The sequence below is a fragment of the Streptomyces goshikiensis genome (assembly GCF_014650555.1).
GTDB lineage: Bacteria > Actinomycetota > Actinomycetes > Streptomycetales > Streptomycetaceae > Streptomyces > Streptomyces goshikiensis.
Genome location: NZ_BMVE01000007.1, coordinates 1 through 22,318 on the forward strand (window position 1 = coordinate 1; position 22,318 = coordinate 22,318).

A 22,318-nucleotide genomic window follows, 5' to 3' on the forward strand; every position below is an offset into this window, starting at 1 on the left:
GATGCCGTCGATGATCACGCGATGACTCTTCCACCGCCCGCCCCGCCCTGTGTTCTTCGGTAAGTGCGGCTCCAGCCGAGCCCACTCCAGGTCTGTCAGATCGCCCCGCCCCATGTGGGACAGAACGATCCGGGAACGCGCCCGTCACCTGACCCACCGGACACGGCCTAGGCGTCCTTGGGCTCGATCACCACGATCGGGATCACCCGGTCGGTCTTGGCCTGGTACTCGTCGTACGAGGGCCAGTGCTTCACCATCAGCGGCCAGTACGCGGTGCGCTCCTCGGGCGTGGCCGTACGGGCCGTCCCCTGCATGATCTTCGGGCCGACCTGGATGCGGACCTCGGGGTGGGCCGTGAGGTTCTTGTACCAGAGCGGGTGATCGGGGGCGCCGCCGTACGAGGCGACGATGAAGTAGCGGCCGTCGTCCTCGCCGTAGATGAGCGGGGTCCGCACGGGGTTGCCGGAGACCCGTCCCACGGTGGTGAGCAGCAGCGTCTGGGTGCCGTTCCAGTGCTGGCCCTCGGCGCCGTTCGAGCTGACGTACTGCTTGACGTGGTCCAGGGCCCAGCCCGTCTTCGGGTCGTTCGGGTGGTCCCAGTCGATGTCTGTCATATCGCTGTGCCTGCCTTCGGTGTTGAACTGTCAACGAACCTCAACAACGAGTCCCAACACGGGCGGGCACGGTTGTATGCCGCGTCCGGGGGAGCGCACGCGGGCGGGCGGGCGACGGGCGGGCAGCACAGAGGTCCCCGGCGATCACGTCGCCGGGGACCTCTGGGTCGTCACACGGGGTGACGGGGTGTGACGGGGGTCGGGCAGATCAGGCGTTCGGCTGCTGCTTCTGCGCGCGCTCCGCCTTCTCGGCCTGCTTCTCCTTGATGCGGACGGCCTCCTTGCGGACCTCGGCCTGGGTGGCGCGCTCCTTCTGCAGCCACTCGGGGTTCTCGGTCTTCAGGGCGTCGATGTCGTCCGTGGTCAACGGGTCGGTGATCCCGCCGCGGGCGAGGCCGGCGATGGAGACGCCGAGCTTGGCCGCGACCACGGGCCGGGGGTGGGGGCCGTTTCGTCGCAGATCCTGCAGCCACTGGGGCGGATCAGCCTGCAGCGCACTCAACTCGGTGCGCGAAACGACACCCTCCTGGAACTCTGCGGGTGTGGCTTCGAGGTACACACCCAGCTTCTTCGCCGCGGTCGCGGGCTTCATCGTCTGGGCGGTCTGGTGCGACGTCATGGTGTCAAGAGTAGCGAGCGTGTGCGATACCTCCGACCACGACCGGTAATCTGGGCGGGTGACAGGCTCGGAAGTACCTCCTTCGTTCCGGCTCGCCTACGTTCCCGGGGTGACGCCCAGCAAGTGGGTGCGGATCTGGAACGAGCGACTGCCCGACGTCCCGCTGACCCTCGTCCCGGTGGAGCCCGTCGGGGCTCCCGACGTCCTGCGGGCCCGCGGCGCGGACGCCGGGTTCGTACGGCTGCCGATCGACCGGACGGCGCTCAGCGCGATCCCGCTCTACACCGAGGTGACGGTGGTCGTGGTCCCGAAGGACCACCTCGTGGCGGCCGTCGAGGAGATCTCCGTCGAGGACCTGGCCGACGAGATCGTGCTGCACCCGATGGACGACACCCTGGACTGGGAGCGGCTGCCGGGCAAGCCCGCGATCGAGCGCCCCGCGACGACGGCCGACGCGATCGAGCTGGTCGCGGCCGGGATCGGCGTGCTCGTCGTCCCGCAGTCCCTGGCGCGCCTGCACCACCGCAAGGACCTCACCTACCGGACCGTCTCGGACGCGCCGCAGTCGCGCGTCGCGCTGTCCTGGCTGGAGGACGAGACCACCGACCTGGTGGAGGAGTTCATCGGGATCGTCCGGGGGCGGACCGTCAACAGCTCCCGGGGGCGCGGCAAGCCGCCGGCCGAGACGCCGGCCGTGCAGCCGAAGGCCAAGCGGCCCGACACGGGCGGCGGGGCGCGGCGCAAGCCCGCGCCGGGCAAGAACCCCCGCGGCGGCTCCGGGGGCTCCGGCGGTGCCAAGGGCGCGAAGGGCGCGAAGGGCGCGAAGGGCGGCGGCAAGGGCGCAGGCGCCCGCCGCGGCAAGCCCCGCGGCCGCGGCTAGGGCCTGATCCGAAAGACAGGCCCTAGGCCGTCCCGGACCTCCTCGGACCCGGCGTCCGGACCCCGCGTCCGGGCGCCTCGTCCCGGTGCCTCCCCCTCGGCCGTCTCCCGGGCTAGTCGGCCGACCTGGTCCAGCCGATGGCCTCGATGAGGGCCGCGTCGCGCGGGCGGTCCTCGGCGAAGAGCAGGCGTGCCGGTTCCGCCACCCGTACGACGTCCACGTAGACCCCCCGCCCGACGTAGCGGCCGGTCGCGGCGTGCCGGAAGCGCAGCCGGACCTCGCGCCCCGCCCAGGCGGTGAGCGGGGCTTCGAGGCGGTGCCAGATGCGGCCCGACCAGCCGCTCGCGGAGCCGGCCGGCCACTGCTCGGGGGTTCCGCCGGTGGACCGCAGCGTGCTGAACGGCAGCGGCTCCCAGTTCTCGCCGTCGGCGGAGGCCTCCAGGTGGAAGGCGCCCTCGCCGGGGACGGTGTCCCACCACACGGCGCAGCGCAGCCGTGCCGTGCCCGTGGCCGGGGTGAGCGGCGGCAGGGTGAGGGTCCCCGAGCCGCCCGGGGTGATCCCGGAGAACCAGGCCGGGCCGCCGTGCCGGGTACGGACCGGGACGGCGCGGGCGAAGCGGTTGCCGACCGCCACCCGGGGGGCGCTGCCGGCGCGCCAGGTCCGTACGGGGTGGACGGAATTGCCCAGCAGGATCAGGAAGGTGTCGGTGGAGGGGTCCAGGACGATCGAGGTCCCGGTGAACCCGGTGTGGCCGGCGGAGTGCGGGGTGGCCATCGCGCCCATGTACCAGTGCTGGTAGAGCTCGAAGCCGAGGCCGTGGTCGTCGCCCGGGAACGCGGTGTTGTAGTCGGTGAAGAGCAGTTCCACGGAGGCGGGGCGCAGGATGCGCCGGCCGGCGTAGACGCCGCCGTCGAGCAGGGTGCGCGCGAGGACGGCCAGGTCCCAGGCGGTGCCGAAGACGCCCGCGTGGCCGGCGACGCCGCCGAGGGCGTACGCGTTCTCGTCGTGGACCTCGCCCCAGACCAGCCCGCGGTCCAGGCCGGACCAGGGCGGCCGCTGCACCTCGGTGGCGGCGGTGATCCGGCGCCAGGAGAGCGGTGGGTTGTAACGAGTGCGGTGCATCCCGAGCGGAGCGGTGATCTCGTCGTGGAGCAGGACATCCAAAGTGCGGCCGGTGATCCGTTCCAGGAGCAGCTGGAGCGAGATCAGGTTCAGGTCCGAGTACCGGTACACCGTCCCGGGAGTGTCCTGCGGCCGCACCGACCACAGCAGTCTCAGCTGACCCTCCCGGGTCGGCTGCTGGTAGAAGGGCGCCCAGGAGCGCAGCCCCGAGGTGTGCGTCAGCAGCTGGCGGACCGTGACCGCCTCCTTGCCGCCGCCGGTGAACTCCGGCAGGTACCGGAACACCGGAGCCTCCAGCTCCAGCCGGCCCCGCTCCATCTGCTGCACCGCCAGGATCGAGGTGAACAGCTTGGTCAGCGAGGCCAGGTCGAACACCGTGTCCTCGGCCATCGCGATGCGCTCCGACTCCGGGAACTCCCGGACCCGGTCGGTCCGCCCGTCGTACTCCGCGTAGCGGACCGCGTGCCCCATGGCCCGGTGGAGCGCGATGGTACGGCCCCGCCCGGCGAGCACCACGGCCCCGGCGTAGTAAGGATGTTCGGGGGAGGGGCCGAGGAACCGCCGCGCCTCCTCCGCCGCTCCTTCCAGGTGGGCGTCGAGCAGCCCCGCCTGGCGGGCGGAGCCGTAGCGCAGCCGCAGGCCCTGGAGGGCGCGCCGCTCGGCGGGACCCCCGGCGGCCCCGGCCGAGCCGGGTAGCGCGGCGTGCAGGACGAGCACCCCGCCGAGCGCGAGCAGCCGCGCCCCGAGCCGGCGCCGGCTCAACCCGCCCGCACGCGAACCGGCAGCGCCCGCGCCCGTACCCGCACCGGCGGATGCCGCGTCGTCCGTACCCGTACCGGCGGACGCGGCGCCGCCCGCGCCCGTGGCGGCGGATGCCGCACCACCGTTCCCGACTGCCCCCGTGACCCCGTCCATACCGGTCTCCTGTCCGCTGTCGCGCCCTCTCGAAGTATCTGCCCGCCCGCTCCGCACCCTCCGCACCGACCGGCCGTCAAAGAATCTGACACAGCATCAGAAAATCTCTTCCCTCGGCCGCCGCGCTACGGCATCCTGCGCCCCATGGAGACGGAGCTGAGCAAGAAACTGGGAGTCGAGCACGCCATCTTCGGCTTCACGCCCTTCCCGGCGGTCGCCGCCGCCATCACCCGCGCGGGCGGCTTCGGAGTGCTCGGCGCGGTCCGCTACACCGCCCCCGACGACCTCAAGCGCGACCTCGACTGGATGCAGGGGCACACCGACGGCAAGCCGTACGGCCTCGACGTGGTGATGCCTGCCAAGAAGGCCGTCGACGGCGTCAGCGAGGCCGACATCGAGGCGATGATCCCGGCCGGGCACCGCGAGTTCGTCCGCGACACCCTCGCCAAGCACCACGTACCCGAACTGGCCGAGGGCGAGGCCTCCGGCTGGCGGATCACCGGCTGGATGGAGCAGGTCGCCCGCAGCCAGCTCGACGTCGCCTTCGACTACCCCATCAAACTCCTGGCGAACGCCCTCGGTTCCCCGCCCGCCGACGTCATCGCGCGCGCCCACGACCACGGCGTCCTCGTCGCCGCCCTCGCCGGCAGCGCCAAGCACGCCCGCCGCCACGCCGAGGCCGGCATCGACATCGTCGTCGCCCAGGGCTACGAGGCCGGCGGCCACACCGGGGACATCGCCACCATGGTCCTGGTCCCCGAGATCGCCGAGGCCGTCGCCCCGCTCCCCGTCCTCGCCGCGGGCGGCATCGGCAGCGGCGAACAGATCGCCGCCGGGCTCGCCCTCGGCGCCCAGGGCGCCTGGCTCGGCTCCCTCTGGCTCACCACCACCGAAGCCGACCTGCACTCCCGCGCCCTCACCGAGAAGCTCCTCGCCGCCGGATCCGGCGACACCGTCCGCTCCCGCGCCCTCACCGGCAAGCCCGCCCGCCAGCTGCGCACCGAGTGGACCGACGCCTGGGACGACCCGGACGGCCCCGGCGCACTGCCCATGCCGCTCCAGGGGCTACTCGTCGCCGAGGCCGTCTCCCGGATCCAGAAGTACGAGGTCCAGCCGCTGCTCGGCACCCCCGTCGGCCAGATCGTCGGCCGGATGAACTCCGAACGCAGCGTCCAGGCCGTCTTCGACGACCTCACCGGCGGCTTCGAGCGCGCCATCGACCGCGTCAACCGCATCGCCGGCCGGGCCTGAGGAGTGAGTGTGAGCGAGAACGCGAGCGTGCGGTCCGACAACGAGCGGACCCCCAACGGCTTCTGGGCGCAGGCCACCGCCGACCCCGGCCGCACCGTACTGATCGCGCCCGACGGCGAGGAGTGGAGCGCCGGCCGGCTGCACGCCGACGTCAACCGCCTCGTGCACGGGCTGCGCGCCGCCGGGATGGGGCGGGGCGACGCCTTCGCCGTCGTCCTCCCCAACGGCGTCGAGTTCCTCATCGCCTACCTCGCCGCCTCCCAGGCCGGTTTCTACCTGGTCCCGGTCAACCACCACCTCGTCGGGCCCGAGATCGCCTGGATCGTCTCCGACTCCGGCGCCAAGGTCCTCATCGCCCACGAGCGCTTCGCGGCCGCCGCCGGCGCCGCGGCCGACGAGGCCGGGCTCCCCGAGAGCCACCGCTACGCCGTCGGGGCGGTCGCGGGTTTCCGTCCGTACGGCGAACTCCTCGACGGTCAGCCCGCCACCGTCCCCGCGGACCGGACCCTCGGCTGGGTCATGAACTACACCTCCGGCACCACCGGCCGCCCGCGCGGCATCCGCCGCCCGCTGCCCGGCAAGCTCCCGGAGGAGACCTACCTCGGCGGGTTCCTCGGCATCTTCGGCATCCGCCCCTTCGACGGCAACGTCCACCTCGTCTGCTCGCCGCTCTACCACACCGCCGTGCTCCAGTTCGCGGGCGCTTCCCTGCACATCGGGCATCCGCTGGTCCTGATGGACAAGTGGACCCCGGCGGAGATGCTGCGCCTGATCGACACCCACGCGTGCACGCACACCCACATGGTCCCGACCCAGTTCCACCGCCTCCTCGCGCTCCCGCAGGAGACCCGCCAGGCCTACGACGTCTCCTCGATGCGGCACGCCATCCACGGCGCCGCGCCCTGCCCCGACCACGTCAAGCGGGCGATGATCGAGTGGTGGGGCAGCTGCGTGGAGGAGTACTACGCGGCCAGTGAGGGCGGCGGCGCCTTCGCCACCGCCGAGGACTGGCTGAAGAAGCCCGGAACCGTCGGGAAGGCCTGGCCGATCAGCGAACTCGCCGTCTTCGACGACGACGGCAACCGGCTGCCGCCCGGTGAACTCGGCACCGTCTACATCAAGATGAACACCGGCGGCTTCAGCTACCACAAGGACGAGGGCAAGACGCGCAAGAACCGGATCGGCGACTTCTTCACGGTCGGGGACCTCGGCCTCATGGACGAGGAGGGCTACCTCTTCCTCCGGGACCGCAAGATCGACATGATCATCTCGGGCGGGGTCAACATCTACCCCGCCGAGATCGAGTCCGCCCTGCTCACCCACCCGGCCGTCGCCGACGCCGCCGCCTTCGGCATCCCCCACGCCGACTGGGGCGAGGAGGTCAAGGCGGTGATCGAACCGGCCGAGGGCTTCGCCGCGAGCGCCGCGCTGGCCGCCGAGATCCTGCACCACTGCGAGCGGCAGCTGGCCGGGTACAAGCGGCCCCGGACGGTCGACTTCATCGAGACGATGCCGCGCGACCCGAACGGCAAGCTGTACAAGCGGAGGCTGCGAGACCCGTACTGGGAGGGGCACGAGCGCGCCATGTGACGTACAGGATGACTAGTCTGACGGTATGTCTTCCGCTCTCGTTCTCGGCATAGACCCGCTCGCGGTCCCCGGCATCGACGCCGTGCCCTTCCGCGCCTCCCTCGACAAGGAGCTTGCCCGCTTCGGCGAGCACGGCATCGACGCGGCCATGACGCTGCTCGTCTTCGACGGGTCGGAGGAGTCCGTGATCGTCGCCGCGCTCGTCGAGCGGCCCTGGGACGTCGTCGTGGTCGGCGGCGGGCTCCGCAAGACGCCGGAACTGCTCCCGCTCTTCGAGACCATCGTGAACCTGGTGCGCCTGCACGCGCCGGACGCGGCCATCGCCTTCAACGTGGGCCTCGACGACATGGTCGAGTCGGCGCAGCGCCGGCTCTGACAGCGGTCGCCGCCACGGGCGCGGGCGTGGTCACGGTCGCCGTCACCGTCGCCGTCCTCGCCACGCCCGGTGAGGCGTGAGAAGTCCCACGTCAGGGCCCCGGAAACGCGCCGTACGCCGCACCGGGAGGACAGTTCTGGCAACTTGGGTGATATGAGTACGGCAACTCGCAAATCCCCCCTGACCGACTGGACCCTCGTGGTCCCCGTGGTGGCGCTCGTGGCGCTCGTCTTCAGCTGGGGACGCGACCTGCCCTCAGGTGTGGTGGCGCTGGTCGCCCTCTGCCTCGGTGGCGCGGTGCTGGCGGCCGTCCACCACGCCGAGGTCGTCGCCCACCGGGTCGGCGAACCCTTCGGCTCCCTCGTCCTCGCCGTCGCCGTCACGGTCATCGAAGTGGCCCTCATCGTCACCCTGATGGCCGACGGCGGCCCCAAGACCGCCTCGCTCGCCCGTGACACCGTCTTCGCCGCCGTCATGATCACCTGCAACGGCATCGTCGGTCTGTCCCTGCTCGTCGGCGCCCTGCGCACCCGGGTCGCCGTCTTCAACGCGGAGGGCTCCGGCGCGGCCCTCGCCACCGTGGCGACCCTCGCCGTACTCAGCCTCGTGCTGCCCACCTTCACCACCAGCAAGCCCGGCCCCGAGTTCTCCACCGCTCAGCTCGCCTTCGCGGCCGTGGCCTCGCTCTCCCTGTACGGGGTGTTCATCGCCGTCCAGACCGTCCGCCACCGGGACTACTTCCTGCCCGTGGACACCGGCGCGGGCCGCAGCCGCCCGGCCGGGGCCGCGTCCCCGTCGGAAGCGGCGACCGCGATGGCCTCGGCGTCGGCGTTGGCCTCCGCGTCGGCGTTGGCCTCGGCGTCGGCGGGGGGCGGCGCCGGCCGGGAGGCCCCGGCTCCCGCGGACGAGGACCACGCCGAGCCGCCCTCCGTCCGCGACGCCCTGATCAGCCTCGGGCTGCTGCTCGTCGCGCTCGTCGCGGTGGTCGGCGATGCCAAGGCCGTCTCGCCCACCATCGAGTCCGGCGTCGAGAGCGCGGGCCTGCCCAACGCCGTCGTCGGTGTGATCATCGCCCTGCTGGTGCTGGCCCCCGAGACCCTGGCCGCCGTCCGCGCCGCCCGCCGCGACCGCGTCCAGACCAGCCTCAACCTGGCCTACGGCTCCGCCATCGCCAGCATCGGCCTGACCATCCCGGCCATCGCGCTCGCCTCCATCTGGCTCTCCGGCCCGCTGCTGCTCGGCCTCGGCCCGATCCACATGGTGCTGCTGGCGCTGACCATCGTGGTCAGCGCCCTCACCATCGTCCCGGGCCGCGCCACCCTGCTCCAGGCCGGAGTCCACCTCGTCCTGCTGGCCGCCTACCTCTTCCTCGCCGTCAGCCCTTGAGCACCCGGCGGGGCGGGAGCGCTCCGCCCCGGCCCCGCCGGCCGGCGTCAGTGGCGTCAGCGGCGTTCGCGCGGCCAGAGCACCTTCAGCTTCGGCGAGGTGAGGATGTCCCGCTCGCAGAACCGCGCCTTCACCCAGCGCTCCTGCGAGAACAGCCGCGTCTGGTCCGCGTAGTAGGGCGAGTTCGGGTTCGCCGACTGGCTGTACGTGAGCAGCGTGCGCGCCACCGGGCAGGGCCCGCCGTCCCAGCCGACCGCCTGGATGTGGCTGGAGCCGTGCACGACCTCCGGGTAGCCGCCCGCCGCCGCGTCCCAGGGGGCCTCGATCTTGTTCCAGACGCCGAGCGCCTCCGTGCCGCCGCCCACCGGCAGCCTGACGCCGCCGCGCACCACGAACTGGTGCTCCCCCAGCGGAGCGTCCAGCGCGATCCCGGCCGCCTTCAGCTCGGCGACCGTGTCCGCGAGGGCCCGCCCGACGCCGGGCGCCGCCTGGTTGAGCGTACGGGGCGTCCGTACCGGATCGGCCGCGGAGAACGGCACCAGCCACAGGTCCTTGGCCGGGGTGCCCGCCGTGAGCCTGCGCCAGAACCGGTCGAAGAGCAGCGCGCCCCGGCTGGCGGAGTCCGCCGTACGGTCCCAGGCCGCCAGCACGCCGCAGGCCGCGGAGACGTCCACCGCGGTCCCGTCCGTCCCGGTCGCCCTGCCGCCCGGCAGGGCCGCGCAGGCCTTCGCCGCGTCCGCCGCGGCGAGATCGCCCGCCGGGACCCGGTTCGCGTACTGCTGCGCCTGCAGGTCGGCCACCGTCAGCCGGCCCTTCGTGGCCATCGCCGCCACGTCCTCGACAGCCCCGCGGGTGCGCAGCGAGCGCGGGGTGGCGACCGTGCCCCAGATCCGCTCGTACCCCGTCAGCGGCCGGTCGGCGTTGGCCAGCCAGGCGCTGTCGTTGCTGTTCTCGGCGTACGGGGCGTTCAGCAGCGTCGGCGCCCGGCCCGGCCCGAACACGCCCGGCTGCGCCGCGTCCGGGTCCGAGCCGAGCGCGCAGTCAGCGCGTGACCCGTCGAGCACCGCGAGCCCAGAGGAGGGGTACGTGGCCCTGCCGAGCGGGGTCGAACAGCGGGCGGCGAGCTCGTCGGTGATCCGGGGGAGCACCTGGGTCTGGGTGAACAGCGTGCCGCCCGCCGAGTCGGCGGCGACGGTGTTGACCCAGGGCAGGCCCTGGGTGCGCTTCAGGGCGGCCTGGACGCCGGCCACCGAGCGGGCCTTGCCCAGGGCCAGGGCGGTGTCGGAGCCGCGCAGGTTCGCGGCGTTCGGGTCGTTCAGCGCGTACGCCGTGCCGGTTGTCCAGGGCAGCGGCAGGCCCGTACCGAGGCCGGTGATGACGGGCCCGTAGCGGGTCCACCACTGGGTGCGGGTGACCGGAGCCCCGCCCGCCACCTGGACGCTGACGTTCCGCTCGATCATCTTCTCGGACTTCCCGTCGACCAGGTACGCCGTCGGGTCGGCCGGGTCCAGGGTGAGCTGGTGGAGGTTGACGGGGGTGCCGGTGGCGACCGTGTGGCTCCAGGCGGCCTTCTCGTTGAAGCCGATGTTCACCACCACCGTGCCGAGCAGCGAGCCGCCCGACACGTTCAGCTCGCCCGGGATGGTCTGCTGCGACTGCCAGAACCGGCGTCCGCCCTGCCAGGGGTAGTGCGGGTTGCCCAGGAGCAGGCCGCCGCCGGACGCCGTGGTGGACCCGGCGAAGGCGACCGCGTTGGAGCCCATGTCGTACCGGGTGCTGTCGAAGAAGGCCTTGGCGGCCTCGGCCGCGGTCGCCGGGTCCGGTGCGGGCTGCGCCTGCGGCTGCGGCTGCGGCGCGGTCTGTGGGCTTGCTCCGGCGGTCCGGGCCGGCGGCTGCGCCGCGGTGATCCCGTCGACCCCGCGCCCCTGGCCGCCGAGCACGGAGACCGCGAAGCCGCGCGCGGCCACGTCGGTGGCGCTGACCGGGCGCACCCAGCCGGCGCCCTTGCAGGCCGGGTCGGTGATCCTGTTCTGGGTCAGCCACGCGTTGTAGCCCGCGGCCCAGCCGCGCATCAGCTCCCTGAGGTCCTTGCTCGGCCCGGCCGGGGCGGGCGTGGCCAGCAGTTTCTCGACCGTCCCGGACTCCCGTACGCCCTTGAAGTACAGATCGCTGGAGAGGTTCTTCGTCGCCGAGGAGAGCGAGAGGTCGGGAGCCGCGTCGGCGCCGAACCAGCGGGAGCGCTCACCGGCCACGGTCACGAACCCGTCGGCGAGGACACAGACCTGATCGGCCGCCTGGGCCCAGCCGGTGCCGAATCCGAGGTGCGCGTAGTCCTTCGCCAGAATGTGCGGAATGCCGTTCTCCGTGTACCGGATGACGGCGGAGAGTCCGCCTCCGGACGGGCCGCTGTCCGCTGCGTCCGGCGCCGGAGCGGCGGTCGCCGCCTGCGGCAGCGCGGCCGCGGCGGCCAGCAGCGCGGCGCCGGTGAGCGCGACGCGACGGAGGAGCGGGCGGGTGCGGAATTGCAACGTACCTCCCAAGTAGCCTGCGGTTGGGCGAGGTTGCCCGTGAGACGGGCCGTGCTTCCGTGCCTCCACACTCATGCAGGCGACCCGATGATCTGTCAACATGCCGCTTGGTATGCCCCCGGGAATCGCGAACGGCCCCGGTCATTGACCCTGGGCGGGGCGGGAGACGAGGATCGCCCCATGACGGCAGCCCGGGCAGTGCGGCACAACACGGTCGACGGACTGGTACGGGACACCGCGCGGCGGGTCCCCGATCGCACGGCCCTGCGCTACCGCGAGCGGAGCTGGACCTACGCGGAGCTCGACGCGGCGGTCTCCACCGGCGCCGCCGTCCTGCGGGAGCGGTACGGGCTGGCGCACGGGGACCGGGTCGCCACCTTCGCCCACAACTCCGACGCCTACCTGCTGGCCTTCCTCGCCTGCGCCCGGGCCGGGCTCACGCACGTCCCGGTCAACCAGAACCTCACCGGCGAGGACCTCGCGCACATCCTGGACGACTGCGCGAGCGCCCTGGTCCTCGCGGATCCGGACCTGGCGCCCCGGGTGCCCGGCGGGCGTCCCGTACGGCCGCTGCGCGACGCGCCCGGCTCCTTCCTGGACGAGCTCGCCGAGCCCCGGGACTTCACGCCCGACCGGGACGCCTACGGGGTGGTGCAGCTGCTCTACACCTCCGGCACCACGGCCGCGCCCAAGGGCGCGATGATGACCCACGAGGCGCTGGCGCACGAGTACGAGAGCGCGATCGAGGCGCTGGACCTGGCCGAGGGGGACCGGCCGGTGCACTCGCTGCCGCTCTACCACTCGGCGCAGACGCACGTGTTCCTGCTGCCGTACCTGGCGGTGGGCGCCGAGAACACCGTCCTGGACGCGCCGGTCGCCGAGGAGATCTTCGACCTGGTGGAGGCGGGCCGGGCCGACAGCCTGTTCGCGCCCCCGACGGTGTGGATCGGGCTCGCGGGCCACCCCGACTTCGAGCGGCGCGATCTGGGCGCGCTGCGCAAGGCCTATTACGGGGCCTCGATCATGCCGGTGCCGGTCCTGGAGCGGCTGCGGGCCCGGCTGCCCGGGCTGGGCTTCTACAACTGCTTCGGCCAGAGCGAGATCGGGCCGCTGGCCACCGTGCTCGGGCCGGACGAGCACGAGGGGCGGATGGAGTCCTGCGGGCGGCCGGTACGGCACGTCGAGGCGAGGGTCGTCGGCGAGGACGGGGCGGAGGTGCCCGACGGCACGGCGGGGGAGGTGGTCTACCGGTCGCCGCAGCTCTGCCTGGGCTACTGGAACGACCCGGAGGCGACGAAGAAGGCCTTCCGGGACGGCTGGTTCCGCTCCGGGGACCTCGCGGTGCGGGACGCGCAGGGCTACTTCACGGTGGTGGACCGGGTGAAGGACGTCATCAACTCGGGCGGTGTGCTGGTCGCCTCCCGGCAGGTCGAGGACGCGCTGTACACCCACCCGGGGGTGGCCGAGGCGGCGGTGGTGGGCCTGCCCGACGAGAGGTGGATCGAGGCCGTCACGGCGGTGGTGGTGCCGCGCGGCGAGGTGACGGAGGCGGAGCTGCTGGCCTACGCCCGGGAAAAGCTGGCCCACTTCAAGGCCCCGAAGCGGGTCCTGTTCGTGGACGCCCTGCCGCGCAACGCCAGCGGGAAGATCCTCAAGCGGGAACTCCGGACCCGGTTCGGCGGGCCGAGCGACCACTGAGGCCGGCCTGCCCGGGGCCCGGGCAGGGGCCGGCTACTCCGGCAGCAGGCCGTCCCGTCTGAGGCGGCCCAGGGTGAGGTGCTCGTGGACCAGCCGGCCGACGAGTGCCCCGCCGTACGTGACGAAGCCGACGCCGACCAGCCAGGACTGGACGACCAGCAGGGTGCCGAACTGGCCGTACGTCACGGCGTTGGAGGCGATCAGCGGGGAGAACACCAGCTGGGAGAAGAGCCGCAGACCGAGCAGGCCGACGCTGGTCGCCACCGCCCCCGGGAGCAGCGCGCGCCAGCGGACGCGGCCGCCGAGCAGCAGCCGCTGGGAGCCCCAGAAGAAGAGGCAGGTGCCGAGGAGGTCGCCCGTGGTGCCGAGGGCCGTGCCGACCGCGTCGTTCGACGGCGCCGGGATCTCCACCAGCAGCCCGAGGTAGCAGACCAGCAGCGCGAGCCAGACGACGTGCCGCCACATGGTGTGCCAGCGGGCGGTCGGCAGGTCCCAGACCTTCTCGTACCCGGTCTGCACCGCCGAGCCGAAGGTCAGGCCGAAGACGGCGAGGGCGGCGAGACCGAAGGCGGTGGTGCGCTCCAGCGCCTGGTCCGCCTCGCCGAACAGCATCTCGACGCGCGCCCGCGAGGCCTCGCTGACCCCCAGCGCCTGGCCGAGCCAGCGGCCGAAGCCGGAGCCGGAGCCGGGGGCGGCGGCCGCGACGACCACGAGCAGCGGGACGAGGGTGAGGAACCCGAGAGCGGCGAAGCCCATCGCCCGGTGCATCAGCTCCATCTCACGCCCCCGGCTCCAGGCCAGCCCGGCGGGGGAGGCCTGGAACCGGTCGTACAGCGTCCGGGGCTTCGGGGTCACGCGCACTGGCCTACCCGGGAGCACCCCGCACGCCCCGGCGGACCCGGGGTAACAGGCCCGAAGGGGTGGATTTCCGGCGCCCGCGCGGGGGAACTCAGCCGACCCGGGGGGTTTCCCGGAGGTCCACGAGCCGCTTGATCTTGCCGACGGAGCGTTCCAGGGTCTCCGGCGGGACGACCTCGACGGCGACGGAGACTCCGATGCCCTCCTTGACGGCGCGGACCACGGCCGCCGCCGCTGCCTCCCGCTGCCCCGCGTCGGCCTCGCGGCGGGCCTCCACCCGGACCGTCAGGGCGTCCATCCTGCCCTCCCGGGTCAACCGCAGCTGGAAGTGCGGGGCCAGACCGGGCGTGCGCAGGAGGACCTCCTCGATCTGCGTCGGGTACAGGTTCACCCCCCGCAGGATGATCATGTCGTCGCTGCGGCCCGTGATCTTCTCCATCCGGCGGAAGGCCGGGCGCGCCGTGCCGGGCAGCAGACGGGTCAGGTCACGGGTGCGGTAGCGGATGACCGGCATGGCCTCCTTGGTGAGCGAGGTGAACACCAGCTCCCCGGGCTCGCCCTCAGGCACCACCGCGCCGGTGAAGGGATCGACCACCTCCGGGTAGAAGTGGTCCTCCCAGATGTGCAGACCGTCCTTGGTCTCCACGCACTCCTGCGCCACGCCCGGGCCCATCACCTCGGAGAGGCCGTAGATGTCCACGGCGTCGATGTCGAGCCGCTCCTCGATCTCGCGGCGCATCTCCTCGGTCCACGGCTCGGCGCCGAAGATCCCCGTCCGCAGGGAGGTGGCCCTCGGGTCGATTCCCTGGCGCTCCATCTCGTCCAGCAAGGTGAGCATGTAGGACGGGGTCACCATGATGACCTCCGGCCGGAAGTCCTGGATCAGCCGGACCTGGCGGTCCGTCATGCCGCCGGAGGCCGGCACCACCGTACAGCCGAGGCGCTCCGCGCCGTAGTGCGCGCCGAGGCCGCCGGTGAACAGGCCGTACCCGTACGCGATGTGCACGATCTGGCCCGCTCTGCCGCCCGCCGCCCGGATGGAGCGGGCCACGACATCCGCCCAGGTGGACAGATCCCCGTCGGTATAGCCGACCACGGTGGGGCGGCCCGTCGTGCCGCTGGAGGCGTGGATCCGGCGCACCTCGGAGCGGGGCACGGCGAACATCCCGAAGGGGTACTGGTCGCGCAGATCGCCCTTGGTGGTGAAGGGGAAGAGGGAGAGATCGGCCAGGGAATGGCAGTCGTCGGGATGCACGCCCGCCTTGTCGAAGGCCTGCCGGTAGAAGGGCACCCGCTCGTACGCGCGCAGCAGCGTGGCGCGCAGCCGCTTGAGCTGGAGGGCGGCCAGCTCGTCGCCGCTCAGCCGCTCGCTCCCGTCCTGGACATCCGCGTACGCCGTCATGCCGTCACCTCGCCTTTGAGTCAACCGACCGATCATTCGGTAGCCTGCCGGACGCCGACGGCTAAATCAATGACTCGAACGAGTGATCGCATGATGGGATGGCCCCATGCCGATCTTCGACACCTACGACGGAACCGCGCTCGCCTACCACGTCCGGGGCGAGGGCGAGCCGCTCGTCTGCCTCCCGGGCGGCCCCATGCGGGCCTCCGCCTACCTGGGCGACCTCGGCGGGCTGACCGCCGGCCGCACGCTGATCCTCCTCGACGCGCGCGGCACGGGCGGCTCGGCGGTCCCGGCGGACACCTCCACGTACCGCGTCGACCGCCAGGTCGCCGACGTCGAGGCGCTCCGCCTCCACCTCGGCCTGGAGCGCATGGACCTGCTGGTCCACTCGGCCAGCGGCAACCTCGGCCTGCTGTACGCGGCGGCGCACCCCGAGCGGGTGCGCCGCCTGGTCCTGCTGACCCCGACCAGCTGGGCCGTGGACCTCGAATCGACCCCGGAGCGGAGCCTGGAGGTGGTCCGGTCGCGGTCGGGCGCCGAGCCCTACGACTCCGCGATCGCCGCCTACGAGCGGATGCTGGCGGCCGACGGCGCGCCCTCCCCGCAGGACCGGCGCGAGGCGATGGTGCTCGCGTACGGGCGCTGGGACGAGCGGGCGCGCGCCCACCGCGACGCGAGCGACGGCGAGCGCAACGCGGCGGCGGCCGCCCTCTACGCCGGCCCCGGAGCCTTCGACCCGCCCGCCACCCGGGCCGCGCTGCGCCTCTTCGGCGGCGAGGCGCTGGTGCTGGCCGGGGAACTGGACGGCTACCCCGCCCCCGGCCTCGCCGCCGAGCTCGCGGAGCTCTTCGTGCGGGGTACCGCCGAGATCCAGACAGGCGCCGGGCACTTCCCCTGGCTGGACGACGCCGAGTGGTTCGCGGCCCGCGTGGAACGCTTCCTGGCCACCGGCGCCTGAACCGCACGGGCCCCCGGCGGGGCGGTCACCCGGCCGCGTCCGCCTCCGCCGCCACCGACTTCGCCCAGCGGTAGTCCGCCTTGCCGCTCGGGGATCGCTGGACGGCGGGGGCGATCACCAGCTGGCGCGGGATCTTGTACCCCGCCAGCCTGGTGCGGCAGTGGCTCTGTATCTCGTCCAGCGTGGGCTCCGCCGCGCCGGCCCGCAGCTGGACGACCGCCGCGACGTGGTTGCCCCACTTCGGGTCCGGCACGCCGGCGACCAGGGCGTCGTACACGTCCGGGTGCGACTTCAGCGCCTGCTCGACCTCCTCCGGATACACCTTCTCGCCGCCGGTGTTGATGCACTGGGAGCCCCGCCCGAGGACGGTGACGATGCCCTCCCCGTCCACCGTCGCCATGTCCCCGAGCAGCACCCACCGCTCGGCGCCCCGCCGGAAGAAGGTCTCGGCGGTCTTCACCGGGTCGTTGTAGTAGCCGAGCGGTACGTGGCCGCGCTGCGCGAGCCGCCCCGGCACGCCCACCGGCACGGGCTCGTGCGTCACCGGGTCCACCACCTGCGTACGGTCGTTGACCACCAGCCGGAAGCCCTTCTCCGGGCCGGAGTCGTCCGTCGCCCTGCCGTTGGAACCGGACTCGGAGGAACCGAAGTTGTTCAGCAGCAGCACGTTCGGCACCAGCCGCTGGAACTCGGCCCGGACCGTCTCCGACATGATCGCCCCGGACGAGGAGACGCTGAACAGCGAGGACAGGTCGGTCCCCCGGAGCGGGCCGTTCAGGGCGTCGATGAGCGGCCGCAGCATCGCGTCGCCCACCAGCGACACGCTCGACACCTTCTCCTTCTCGATGGTGCGCAGCACCTCCTCGGGCGCGTACTTGCGGTGGATGACCACCCGCTGCCCGTAGTTGAAGGCGATGAACGAGGTCAGCGTCGAGGTGCCGTGCATCAGCGGGGGAGCGGGGAAGAAGGTGAGCCCGGCGCCCTTCGACGCGACCCGCTCGGCCAGTTCCTCGGGCCGCTTCACCGGTTCGCCCGAGGGCTCGCCGCCGAAGAGCCCGGCGAAGAACAGGTCCTCGGCGCGCCACATGACGCCCTTGGGCATACCGGTGGTGCCGCCGGTGTAGATGATGAACAGGTCGTCGGGGGACCGGGGCGCGAAACCGCGCGCGGGGGAGCCGGCCGCCTCCGCGTCCGCGTAGGCGACGGGGGCGATCGAGGGCTCCGGGGCGCCCTCGGGAGCGGACCCGACCCGGATCAGGTGCCGCAGCCGGGTCGTCTGCGGGAGGGCGGCGGCCACCCGCCCGGTGAACTCGCCCTCGAAGACGAGCGCGGCGAGGTCGGCGTCGTTGTAGAGGTAGACCAGCTCCTCCTCCACGTACCGGTAGTTGACGTTCACCGGCACCAGGCGGGCCTTGAGGCAGGCCAGGACGGTCTGGAGGTATTCGACGCCGTTGTAGAGGTGCAGGCCCAGGTGCTCGCCGGGCTCCAGCCCGCTGTCCAGCAGGTGGTGCGCGAGGCGGTTCGCCGCCGCGTCCAGCTCCGCGTAGGTCAGGCGCCGTTCGGCGCCGGTCCCGGGGTGGTCCACGTAGACGAGGGCCTCGCGGTCCGGGACCACGTCCACCACCGACTCGAACAGGTCGGCAAGGTTGTACTCCACCGTTCCTCCTGACCTGGAATTCCCATGGCCGACCCCGTCAGCGGTCTGCTCGGCGGTCATTACAGCGCCGCTCAGGCCAAGGGGGAAGGGAGCCGTCCAAGAAAACTGACTGGGTGTCAGAAAACTATTGAACTGCACTCGCCCCTCCTGCAACCTGTTCTAGGTCTTGAGACGGGAGGACGGCAATGGGTGGGACGGAACACCTGACCGTGGAACGCCGCGGAGCCACGCTGGTACTCACCATGAACCGGCCGGAAGCGAAGAACGCGCTCTCGCTGCCGCTGCTGGTGGGGCTCTACGACGGCTGGCTGGAGGCGGACGCGGACGACGGGATCCGCTCGGTCGTCCTGACCGGCGCCGGCGGGGACTTCTGCGCCGGCATGGACCTGAAGGCCCTGGCCGGCAAGGGCATGGCGGGGGACCGGTACCGCGACCGCCTGAAGGCCGACCCCGATCTGCACTGGAAGGCGATGCTGCGCCACCACCGGCCGCGCAAGCCGGTCATCGCGGCGGTGGAGGGGTACTGCGTGGCCGGCGGGACGGAGATCCTCCAGGGCACGGACATCCGGGTCGCGGGGGAAGGGGCCACCTTCGGGCTGTTCGAGGTCAGGCGCGGCCTGTTCCCGATCGGCGGTTCCACGGTGCGGCTGCCGCGGCAGATCCCGCGCACGCACGCATTGGAGATGCTGCTGACCGGGCGCCCGTACTCCGCCGCCGAGGCGGAACGGATCGGGCTGGTCGGGCGGGTCGTACCGGACGGGACGGCGCTGGCCGAGGCCCTGGAGATCGCGGAACGGGTCAACGCGTGCGGGCCGCTGGCGGTGGAGGCGGTCAAGGCGTCGGTGTACGAGAGCGCCGAGATGACGGAGACGGAGGGGCTGGCCGCCGAACTGGTGCGGGGCTGGCCGGTGTTCGACACCGCCGATGCCAGGGAAGGCGCGAGGGCCTTCGCGGAGAAGCGGGCCGCGGTGTATCGGCGCGAGTAGCCGATTCCCCGTCTGCCGTCTGCCGGAGTGCCGGTGCGGCGCCGTTGCCGGGGCTCCGCCCCGGACCCCGCGCCTCAAACGCCGGCGAGGCTGGAGTTGGTCGCCGGCGGTGGTGGAAATGGCCGGCGGTGCTGGAGGTGGCCGGTGGTGGAGGTACGTGTGTTGACCGTTTCGAACATCGGAGAGCCGCTCATGACCGCAGCCGCGTCGTCGGCCGGGGTGCTCCGTGCGCCCCTCGTCGTCGAGTTCCCCTTCACCCGGTCCCTCGGGCCCGTGCAGAGCGCCTTCCTCACCGGGCTGCGCGAACGCGTCGTCCTCGGGGTCAGGACCTCCGACGGGCGGGTGATGGTGCCTCCCGTCGAGTACGACCCCCGCACCGCCGAGGAGATCCGGGACCTCGTCGAGGTCGGCGCCACCGGCACCGTCACCACCTGGGCCTGGAACGGCGCCCCGCGGCCCCAGCAGCCCCTGGCCACCCCCTTCGCCTGGGTGCTGGTGAAGCTCGACGGCGCCGACACCGCCATCCTGCACGCCCTCGACGCGCCCGGCCCGGAAGCGGTCCGCAGCGGGATGCGGGTGCGGGTGCGGTGGGCCGGGGAGCGGACCGGGGCCATCACCGACATCGCCTGCTTCGAGCCGGGCGAGGGCGGTGAGGAGCCCGGCGCCCCCGCACAAGGCGCTGCGTACGACGGGCGGTTCGGCGACCCGGTCACCGGGATCGTCGCCGAGGCCCGCCTCGACTACACCTACAGCCCCGGCCGCGCCCAGACCGCCTACATCAACGCCCTCTCCGAGCGCAAGACCGTCGGCGAGCGCTGCCCCTCCTGCCACAAGGTGTACGTGCCGCCCCGCGGCGCCTGCCCCACCTGCGGGGTCGCCACCACCGACCGGGTGGAGGTCGGCCCGGCCGGCACCGTCACCACGTACTGCATCGTCAACATCAAGGCGAAGGGCCTGGACATCGAAGTCCCCTACGTCTACGCCCACATCGCCCTCGACGGCGCCGGCCTCGCCCTGCACGGCCGGATCGGCGGCATCCCGTACGACCAGGTCCGCATGGGCCTGCGCGTCGAGCCCGTCTGGACCGAGGGCGGCCGCTACCCCGACCACTACCGCCCCACCGGGGAACCGGACGCCGACTACGACGCGTACAAGGAGCTCATCTGATGCCCCGGACCGGACCCGCCCGCGAGGTCGCCGTCGTCGCCTTCGCGCAGAGCGACCACCTGCGCCGCACCGACGAGCTGAGCGAAGTCGAGATGGTCATGCCCGTCCTGCACCAGGTGCTGGACCGGACGGGACTGAAGGCCAAGGAGATCGGCTTCACCTGCTCCGGCTCCAGCGACTACCTCGCAGGCCGGGCGTTCTCCTTCACGATGACCCTCGACGGCGTCGGCGCCTGGCCGCCGATCTCCGAGTCCCACGTCGAGATGGACGGCGCCTGGGCCCTCTACGAGGCCTGGGTCAAGATCCAGACCGGCGAGGCCGACACCACGCTCGTCTACGCGTACGGCAAGTCCTCGCCCGGGCCGGTACGGGACGTCCTGACCCGGCAGCTCGACCCGTACTACCTCGCGCCCCTGTGGCCCGACTCGGTCGCCCTCGCCGCCCTCCAGGCACAGGCCCTGATCGACGCGGGCGAGACCGACGAGCGCGCCCTCGCCGCGATCGGCGCCCGCAGCCGGGCCGCCGCCGGGGCCAACCCGCACGCCCAGCTCAGCGGCGACGCCGTCCCTCAGGGCGACTACCAGGTCGCGCCGCTGCGCACGGGCGACTGCCCGCCCATCGGCGACGGCGCGGCCGCCGTCATCCTGGCCGCCGGGGACACGGCGCGCCGGCTGTGCGCGCGGCCCGCCTGGATCACCGGCATCGACCACCGCATCGAGGCGCACGGCCTCGGGCTGCGCGACCTCACCGACTCCCCGTCCACCCGGCTCGCCGCCGAGCGCGCCGGGGTCTTCGAACGCCCGGTGGACACGGCGGAACTGCACGCGCCGTTCTCCTCCCAGGAGGTGGTGCTGCGCAAGGCGCTGGGCCTCGGGGCGGACGTCCTCGTCAACCCGTCCGGCGGGGCGCTCGCCGCGAACCCGATCATGGCCGCGGGCCTGATCCGGATCGGCGAGGCCGCCGCACGGATCCACAGCGGCGCTTCCGACCGGGCCGTCGCGCACGCCACCTCCGGCCCCTGCCTCCAGCAGAACCTGGTCGCCGTCCTGGAAGGGGAACGCGCATGAGCACCTCGGGCAAGGAGCCGGTGGCCGTCGTCGGCATCGGCCAGACCAAGCACGTGGCCGCCCGCCACGACGTCTCCATCGCCGGGCTGGTACGGGAGGCGGCCGCGCGGGCGCTCGCCGACGCCGAGCTGACCTGGGCGGACATCGACGCGGTCGTCATCGGCAAGGCCCCCGACTTCTTCGAGGGCGTGATGATGCCGGAGCTGTACCTCGCGGACGCCCTCGGCGCGGTCGGCAAGCCGATGCTGCGCGTGCACACGGCCGGTTCGGTCGGCGGGTCCACCGCGCTCGTCGCCTCCAACCTGGTCGCGGCGCGGGTCCACCGCACCGTCCTGACCCTCGCCTTCGAGAAGCAGTCCGAGTCCAACGCGATGTGGGGCCTGTCGCTGCCGGTGCCCTTCCAGCAGCCGCTGCTGGCGGGCGCCGGCGGGTTCTTCGCCCCGCACGTGCGCGCGTACATGCGGCGCACCGGCGCGCCCGACGCGGTGGGCTCGCTCGTCGCGTACAAGGACCGCCGCAACGCGCTGAAGAACCCGTACGCGCACCTGCACGAGCACGGCATCACCCTGGAGAAGGTCCAGGCCTCGCCGATGCTGTGGGACCCGATCCGGTACTCCGAGACCTGCCCCTCCTCGGACGGGGCCTGTGCGATGGTCCTCACCGACCGGGCGGGCGCGGCCCGTTCGCCGAGGCCGCCGGCGTGGCTGCACGGCGGGGCGATGCGCAGCGAGCCGACGCTCTTCGCGGGCAAGGACTTCGTCTCGCCGCAGGCGGGCAAGGACTGCGCGGCCGACGTCTACCGGCAGGCCGGGATCACCGATCCGCGCCGGGAGATCGACGCGGTGGAGATGTACGTGCCGTTCTCCTGGTACGAGCCGATGTGGCTGGAGAACCTCGGCTTCGCGGAGGAGGGCGAGGGCTGGAAGCTCACCGAGGCGGGGGTCACCGAACTGGACGGCGACCTGCCCGTCAACCCGTCCGGCGGGGTGCTGTCCACCAACCCGATCGGTGCCTCCGGCATGATCCGCTTCGCGGAGGCGGCCCTCCAGGTGCGGGGACAGGCCGGGGAACACCAGATTCCGGACGCCCGCCGGGCCTTGGGCCACGCGTACGGCGGCGGGGCGCAGTTCTTCGCGATGTGGCTGGTGGGAGCGGAAGAGCCCGGCCGCTGAACGCGGCCGCCCTTCCGGGGAAAGGGCGGCGGACCGGTCACCGGCCGCGCACGGCGGCCTGTGCGGCA

18 protein-coding genes and 1 pseudogene are annotated in these 22,318 nt (G+C 73.0%); 11 read left to right on the forward strand and 8 right to left on the reverse strand.

Annotation, left to right across the window (positions count from 1 at the left end; translation table 11 throughout):
- From IE248_RS21100 to IE248_RS21110, 3 genes and pseudogenes are all read right to left on the reverse strand, one after another.
- Positions 1-114, reverse strand: a pseudogene (locus IE248_RS21100) (IS5/IS1182 family transposase); the annotation flags it as partial.
- A gap of 53 nt (positions 115-167) precedes the next feature.
- Positions 168-614, reverse strand: coding sequence for a nitroreductase family deazaflavin-dependent oxidoreductase (locus IE248_RS21105; RefSeq protein ID WP_047960468.1), 447 nt, complete (start codon positions 612-614; stop codon positions 168-170).
- A gap of 208 nt (positions 615-822) precedes the next feature.
- Positions 823-1,233: a DUF5997 family protein gene (locus tag IE248_RS21110; protein ID WP_037797056.1), complete on the reverse strand. Its 411-nt coding sequence runs from the start codon at positions 1,231-1,233 to the stop codon at positions 823-825.
- 58 nt (positions 1,234-1,291) lie between these two features.
- Here IE248_RS21110 and IE248_RS21115 point away from each other — a divergent pair, with 58 nt between their 5' ends.
- On the forward strand, positions 1,292-2,113 hold the full coding sequence (locus IE248_RS21115) for a LysR family substrate-binding domain-containing protein (protein ID WP_190031395.1): 822 nt from the start codon (positions 1,292-1,294) through the stop codon (positions 2,111-2,113).
- 112 nt (positions 2,114-2,225) lie between these two features.
- Here IE248_RS21115 and IE248_RS21120 read toward each other — a convergent pair whose 3' ends face one another.
- Positions 2,226-4,151 carry a serine hydrolase domain-containing protein gene (locus IE248_RS21120; RefSeq protein ID WP_190031396.1) on the reverse strand — a complete coding sequence of 642 codons (1,926 nt, stop codon included), beginning with the start codon at positions 4,149-4,151 and terminating at the stop codon, positions 2,226-2,228.
- Positions 4,152-4,295: 144 nt separating this feature from the next.
- Here IE248_RS21120 and IE248_RS21125 point away from each other — a divergent pair, with 144 nt between their 5' ends.
- From IE248_RS21125 to IE248_RS21140, 4 genes are all read left to right on the forward strand, one after another.
- Positions 4,296-5,402, forward strand: a complete 1,107-nt coding sequence (locus IE248_RS21125; RefSeq protein WP_190031397.1) for a nitronate monooxygenase — start codon at positions 4,296-4,298, stop codon at positions 5,400-5,402.
- Positions 5,403-5,411: 9 nt separating this feature from the next.
- Positions 5,412-6,992 carry an acyl-CoA synthetase gene (locus IE248_RS21130; protein WP_229895436.1) on the forward strand — a complete coding sequence of 527 codons (1,581 nt, stop codon included), beginning with the start codon at positions 5,412-5,414 and terminating at the stop codon, positions 6,990-6,992.
- 25 nt (positions 6,993-7,017) lie between these two features.
- On the forward strand, positions 7,018-7,368 hold the full coding sequence (locus IE248_RS21135; protein ID WP_037797050.1) for a hypothetical protein: 351 nt from the start codon (positions 7,018-7,020) through the stop codon (positions 7,366-7,368).
- A gap of 153 nt (positions 7,369-7,521) precedes the next feature.
- Positions 7,522-8,754, forward strand: a complete 1,233-nt coding sequence (locus tag IE248_RS21140; protein ID WP_073798140.1) for a calcium:cation antiporter — start codon at positions 7,522-7,524, stop codon at positions 8,752-8,754.
- Between the two features lie 56 nt (positions 8,755-8,810).
- On the opposite strand, the gene IE248_RS21145 is transcribed toward IE248_RS21140, so the two are convergent.
- The gene (locus tag IE248_RS21145; protein WP_190031398.1) at positions 8,811-11,282 is read right to left on the reverse strand and encodes a penicillin acylase family protein; all 2,472 of its coding nucleotides are present in this window, start codon (positions 11,280-11,282) and stop codon (positions 8,811-8,813) included.
- A gap of 180 nt (positions 11,283-11,462) precedes the next feature.
- Here IE248_RS21145 and IE248_RS21150 point away from each other — a divergent pair, with 180 nt between their 5' ends.
- A complete protein-coding gene (locus tag IE248_RS21150; RefSeq protein WP_190031399.1) occupies positions 11,463-12,980 on the forward strand; it encodes a fatty acyl-CoA synthetase in 1,518 nt (505 codons plus the stop codon).
- Positions 12,981-13,013: 33 nt separating this feature from the next.
- On the opposite strand, the gene IE248_RS21155 is transcribed toward IE248_RS21150, so the two are convergent.
- Together IE248_RS21155 and paaK are read right to left on the reverse strand one after the other, a co-directional pair.
- Entirely contained in the window at positions 13,014-13,835 is an 822-nt protein-coding gene (locus tag IE248_RS21155; protein WP_198944832.1) for a YhjD/YihY/BrkB family envelope integrity protein, read from the reverse strand.
- 94 nt (positions 13,836-13,929) lie between these two features.
- Positions 13,930-15,240, reverse strand: a complete 1,311-nt coding sequence (gene paaK / locus IE248_RS21160) for a phenylacetate--CoA ligase PaaK (protein ID WP_073798136.1) — start codon at positions 15,238-15,240, stop codon at positions 13,930-13,932.
- Between the two features lie 106 nt (positions 15,241-15,346).
- Here paaK and IE248_RS21165 point away from each other — a divergent pair, with 106 nt between their 5' ends.
- A complete protein-coding gene (locus IE248_RS21165) occupies positions 15,347-16,201 on the forward strand; it encodes an alpha/beta fold hydrolase (RefSeq protein WP_190031400.1) in 855 nt (284 codons plus the stop codon).
- Between the two features lie 25 nt (positions 16,202-16,226).
- Here IE248_RS21165 and IE248_RS21170 read toward each other — a convergent pair whose 3' ends face one another.
- Complete coding sequence (locus tag IE248_RS21170; RefSeq protein ID WP_073798134.1) at positions 16,227-17,858, reverse strand: acyl-CoA synthetase; 1,632 nt, start codon at positions 17,856-17,858, stop codon at positions 16,227-16,229.
- Positions 17,859-18,043: 185 nt separating this feature from the next.
- On the opposite strand from IE248_RS21170, the gene IE248_RS21175 reads away from it, so the two are divergent.
- From IE248_RS21175 to IE248_RS21190, 4 genes are all read left to right on the forward strand, one after another.
- Positions 18,044-18,844: a crotonase/enoyl-CoA hydratase family protein gene (locus IE248_RS21175; RefSeq protein WP_073798133.1), complete on the forward strand. Its 801-nt coding sequence runs from the start codon at positions 18,044-18,046 to the stop codon at positions 18,842-18,844.
- Positions 18,845-19,036: 192 nt separating this feature from the next.
- Entirely contained in the window at positions 19,037-20,011 is a 975-nt protein-coding gene (locus tag IE248_RS21180) for a Zn-ribbon domain-containing OB-fold protein (protein WP_190031401.1), read from the forward strand.
- Positions 20,011-21,078, forward strand: coding sequence for a thiolase family protein (locus IE248_RS21185; RefSeq protein WP_190031402.1), 1,068 nt, complete (start codon positions 20,011-20,013; stop codon positions 21,076-21,078). Before IE248_RS21180 ends, IE248_RS21185 begins: the two co-directional genes overlap by 1 nt.
- Positions 21,075-22,250, forward strand: a complete 1,176-nt coding sequence (locus tag IE248_RS21190) for a thiolase family protein (RefSeq protein WP_037797038.1) — start codon at positions 21,075-21,077, stop codon at positions 22,248-22,250. Before IE248_RS21185 ends, IE248_RS21190 begins: the two co-directional genes overlap by 4 nt.
- Positions 22,251-22,318: the final 68 nt, after the last annotated feature.

Coding starts and splice junctions, on each gene's coding strand:
- IE248_RS21185 (WP_190031402.1), top strand. CDS start 20,011: ATGCCCCGGACCGGACCCGCCCGCGAGGTCGCCGTCGTCGCCTTCGCG.
- IE248_RS21140 (WP_073798140.1), top strand. CDS start 7,522: ATGAGTACGGCAACTCGCAAATCCCCCCTGACCGACTGGACCCTCGTG.
- IE248_RS21165 (WP_190031400.1), top strand. CDS start 15,347: ATGCCGATCTTCGACACCTACGACGGAACCGCGCTCGCCTACCACGTC.
- IE248_RS21135 (WP_037797050.1), top strand. CDS start 7,018: ATGTCTTCCGCTCTCGTTCTCGGCATAGACCCGCTCGCGGTCCCCGGC.
- IE248_RS21190 (WP_037797038.1), top strand. CDS start 21,075: ATGAGCACCTCGGGCAAGGAGCCGGTGGCCGTCGTCGGCATCGGCCAG.
- IE248_RS21150 (WP_190031399.1), top strand. CDS start 11,463: ATGACGGCAGCCCGGGCAGTGCGGCACAACACGGTCGACGGACTGGTA.
- IE248_RS21125 (WP_190031397.1), top strand. CDS start 4,296: ATGGAGACGGAGCTGAGCAAGAAACTGGGAGTCGAGCACGCCATCTTC.
- IE248_RS21110 (WP_037797056.1), bottom strand. CDS start 1,233: ATGACGTCGCACCAGACCGCCCAGACGATGAAGCCCGCGACCGCGGCG.
- IE248_RS21180 (WP_190031401.1), top strand. CDS start 19,037: ATGACCGCAGCCGCGTCGTCGGCCGGGGTGCTCCGTGCGCCCCTCGTC.
- IE248_RS21120 (WP_190031396.1), bottom strand. CDS start 4,151: ATGGACGGGGTCACGGGGGCAGTCGGGAACGGTGGTGCGGCATCCGCC.
- paaK (WP_073798136.1), bottom strand. CDS start 15,240: ATGACGGCGTACGCGGATGTCCAGGACGGGAGCGAGCGGCTGAGCGGC.
- IE248_RS21105 (WP_047960468.1), bottom strand. CDS start 614: ATGACAGACATCGACTGGGACCACCCGAACGACCCGAAGACGGGCTGG.
- IE248_RS21175 (WP_073798133.1), top strand. CDS start 18,044: ATGGGTGGGACGGAACACCTGACCGTGGAACGCCGCGGAGCCACGCTG.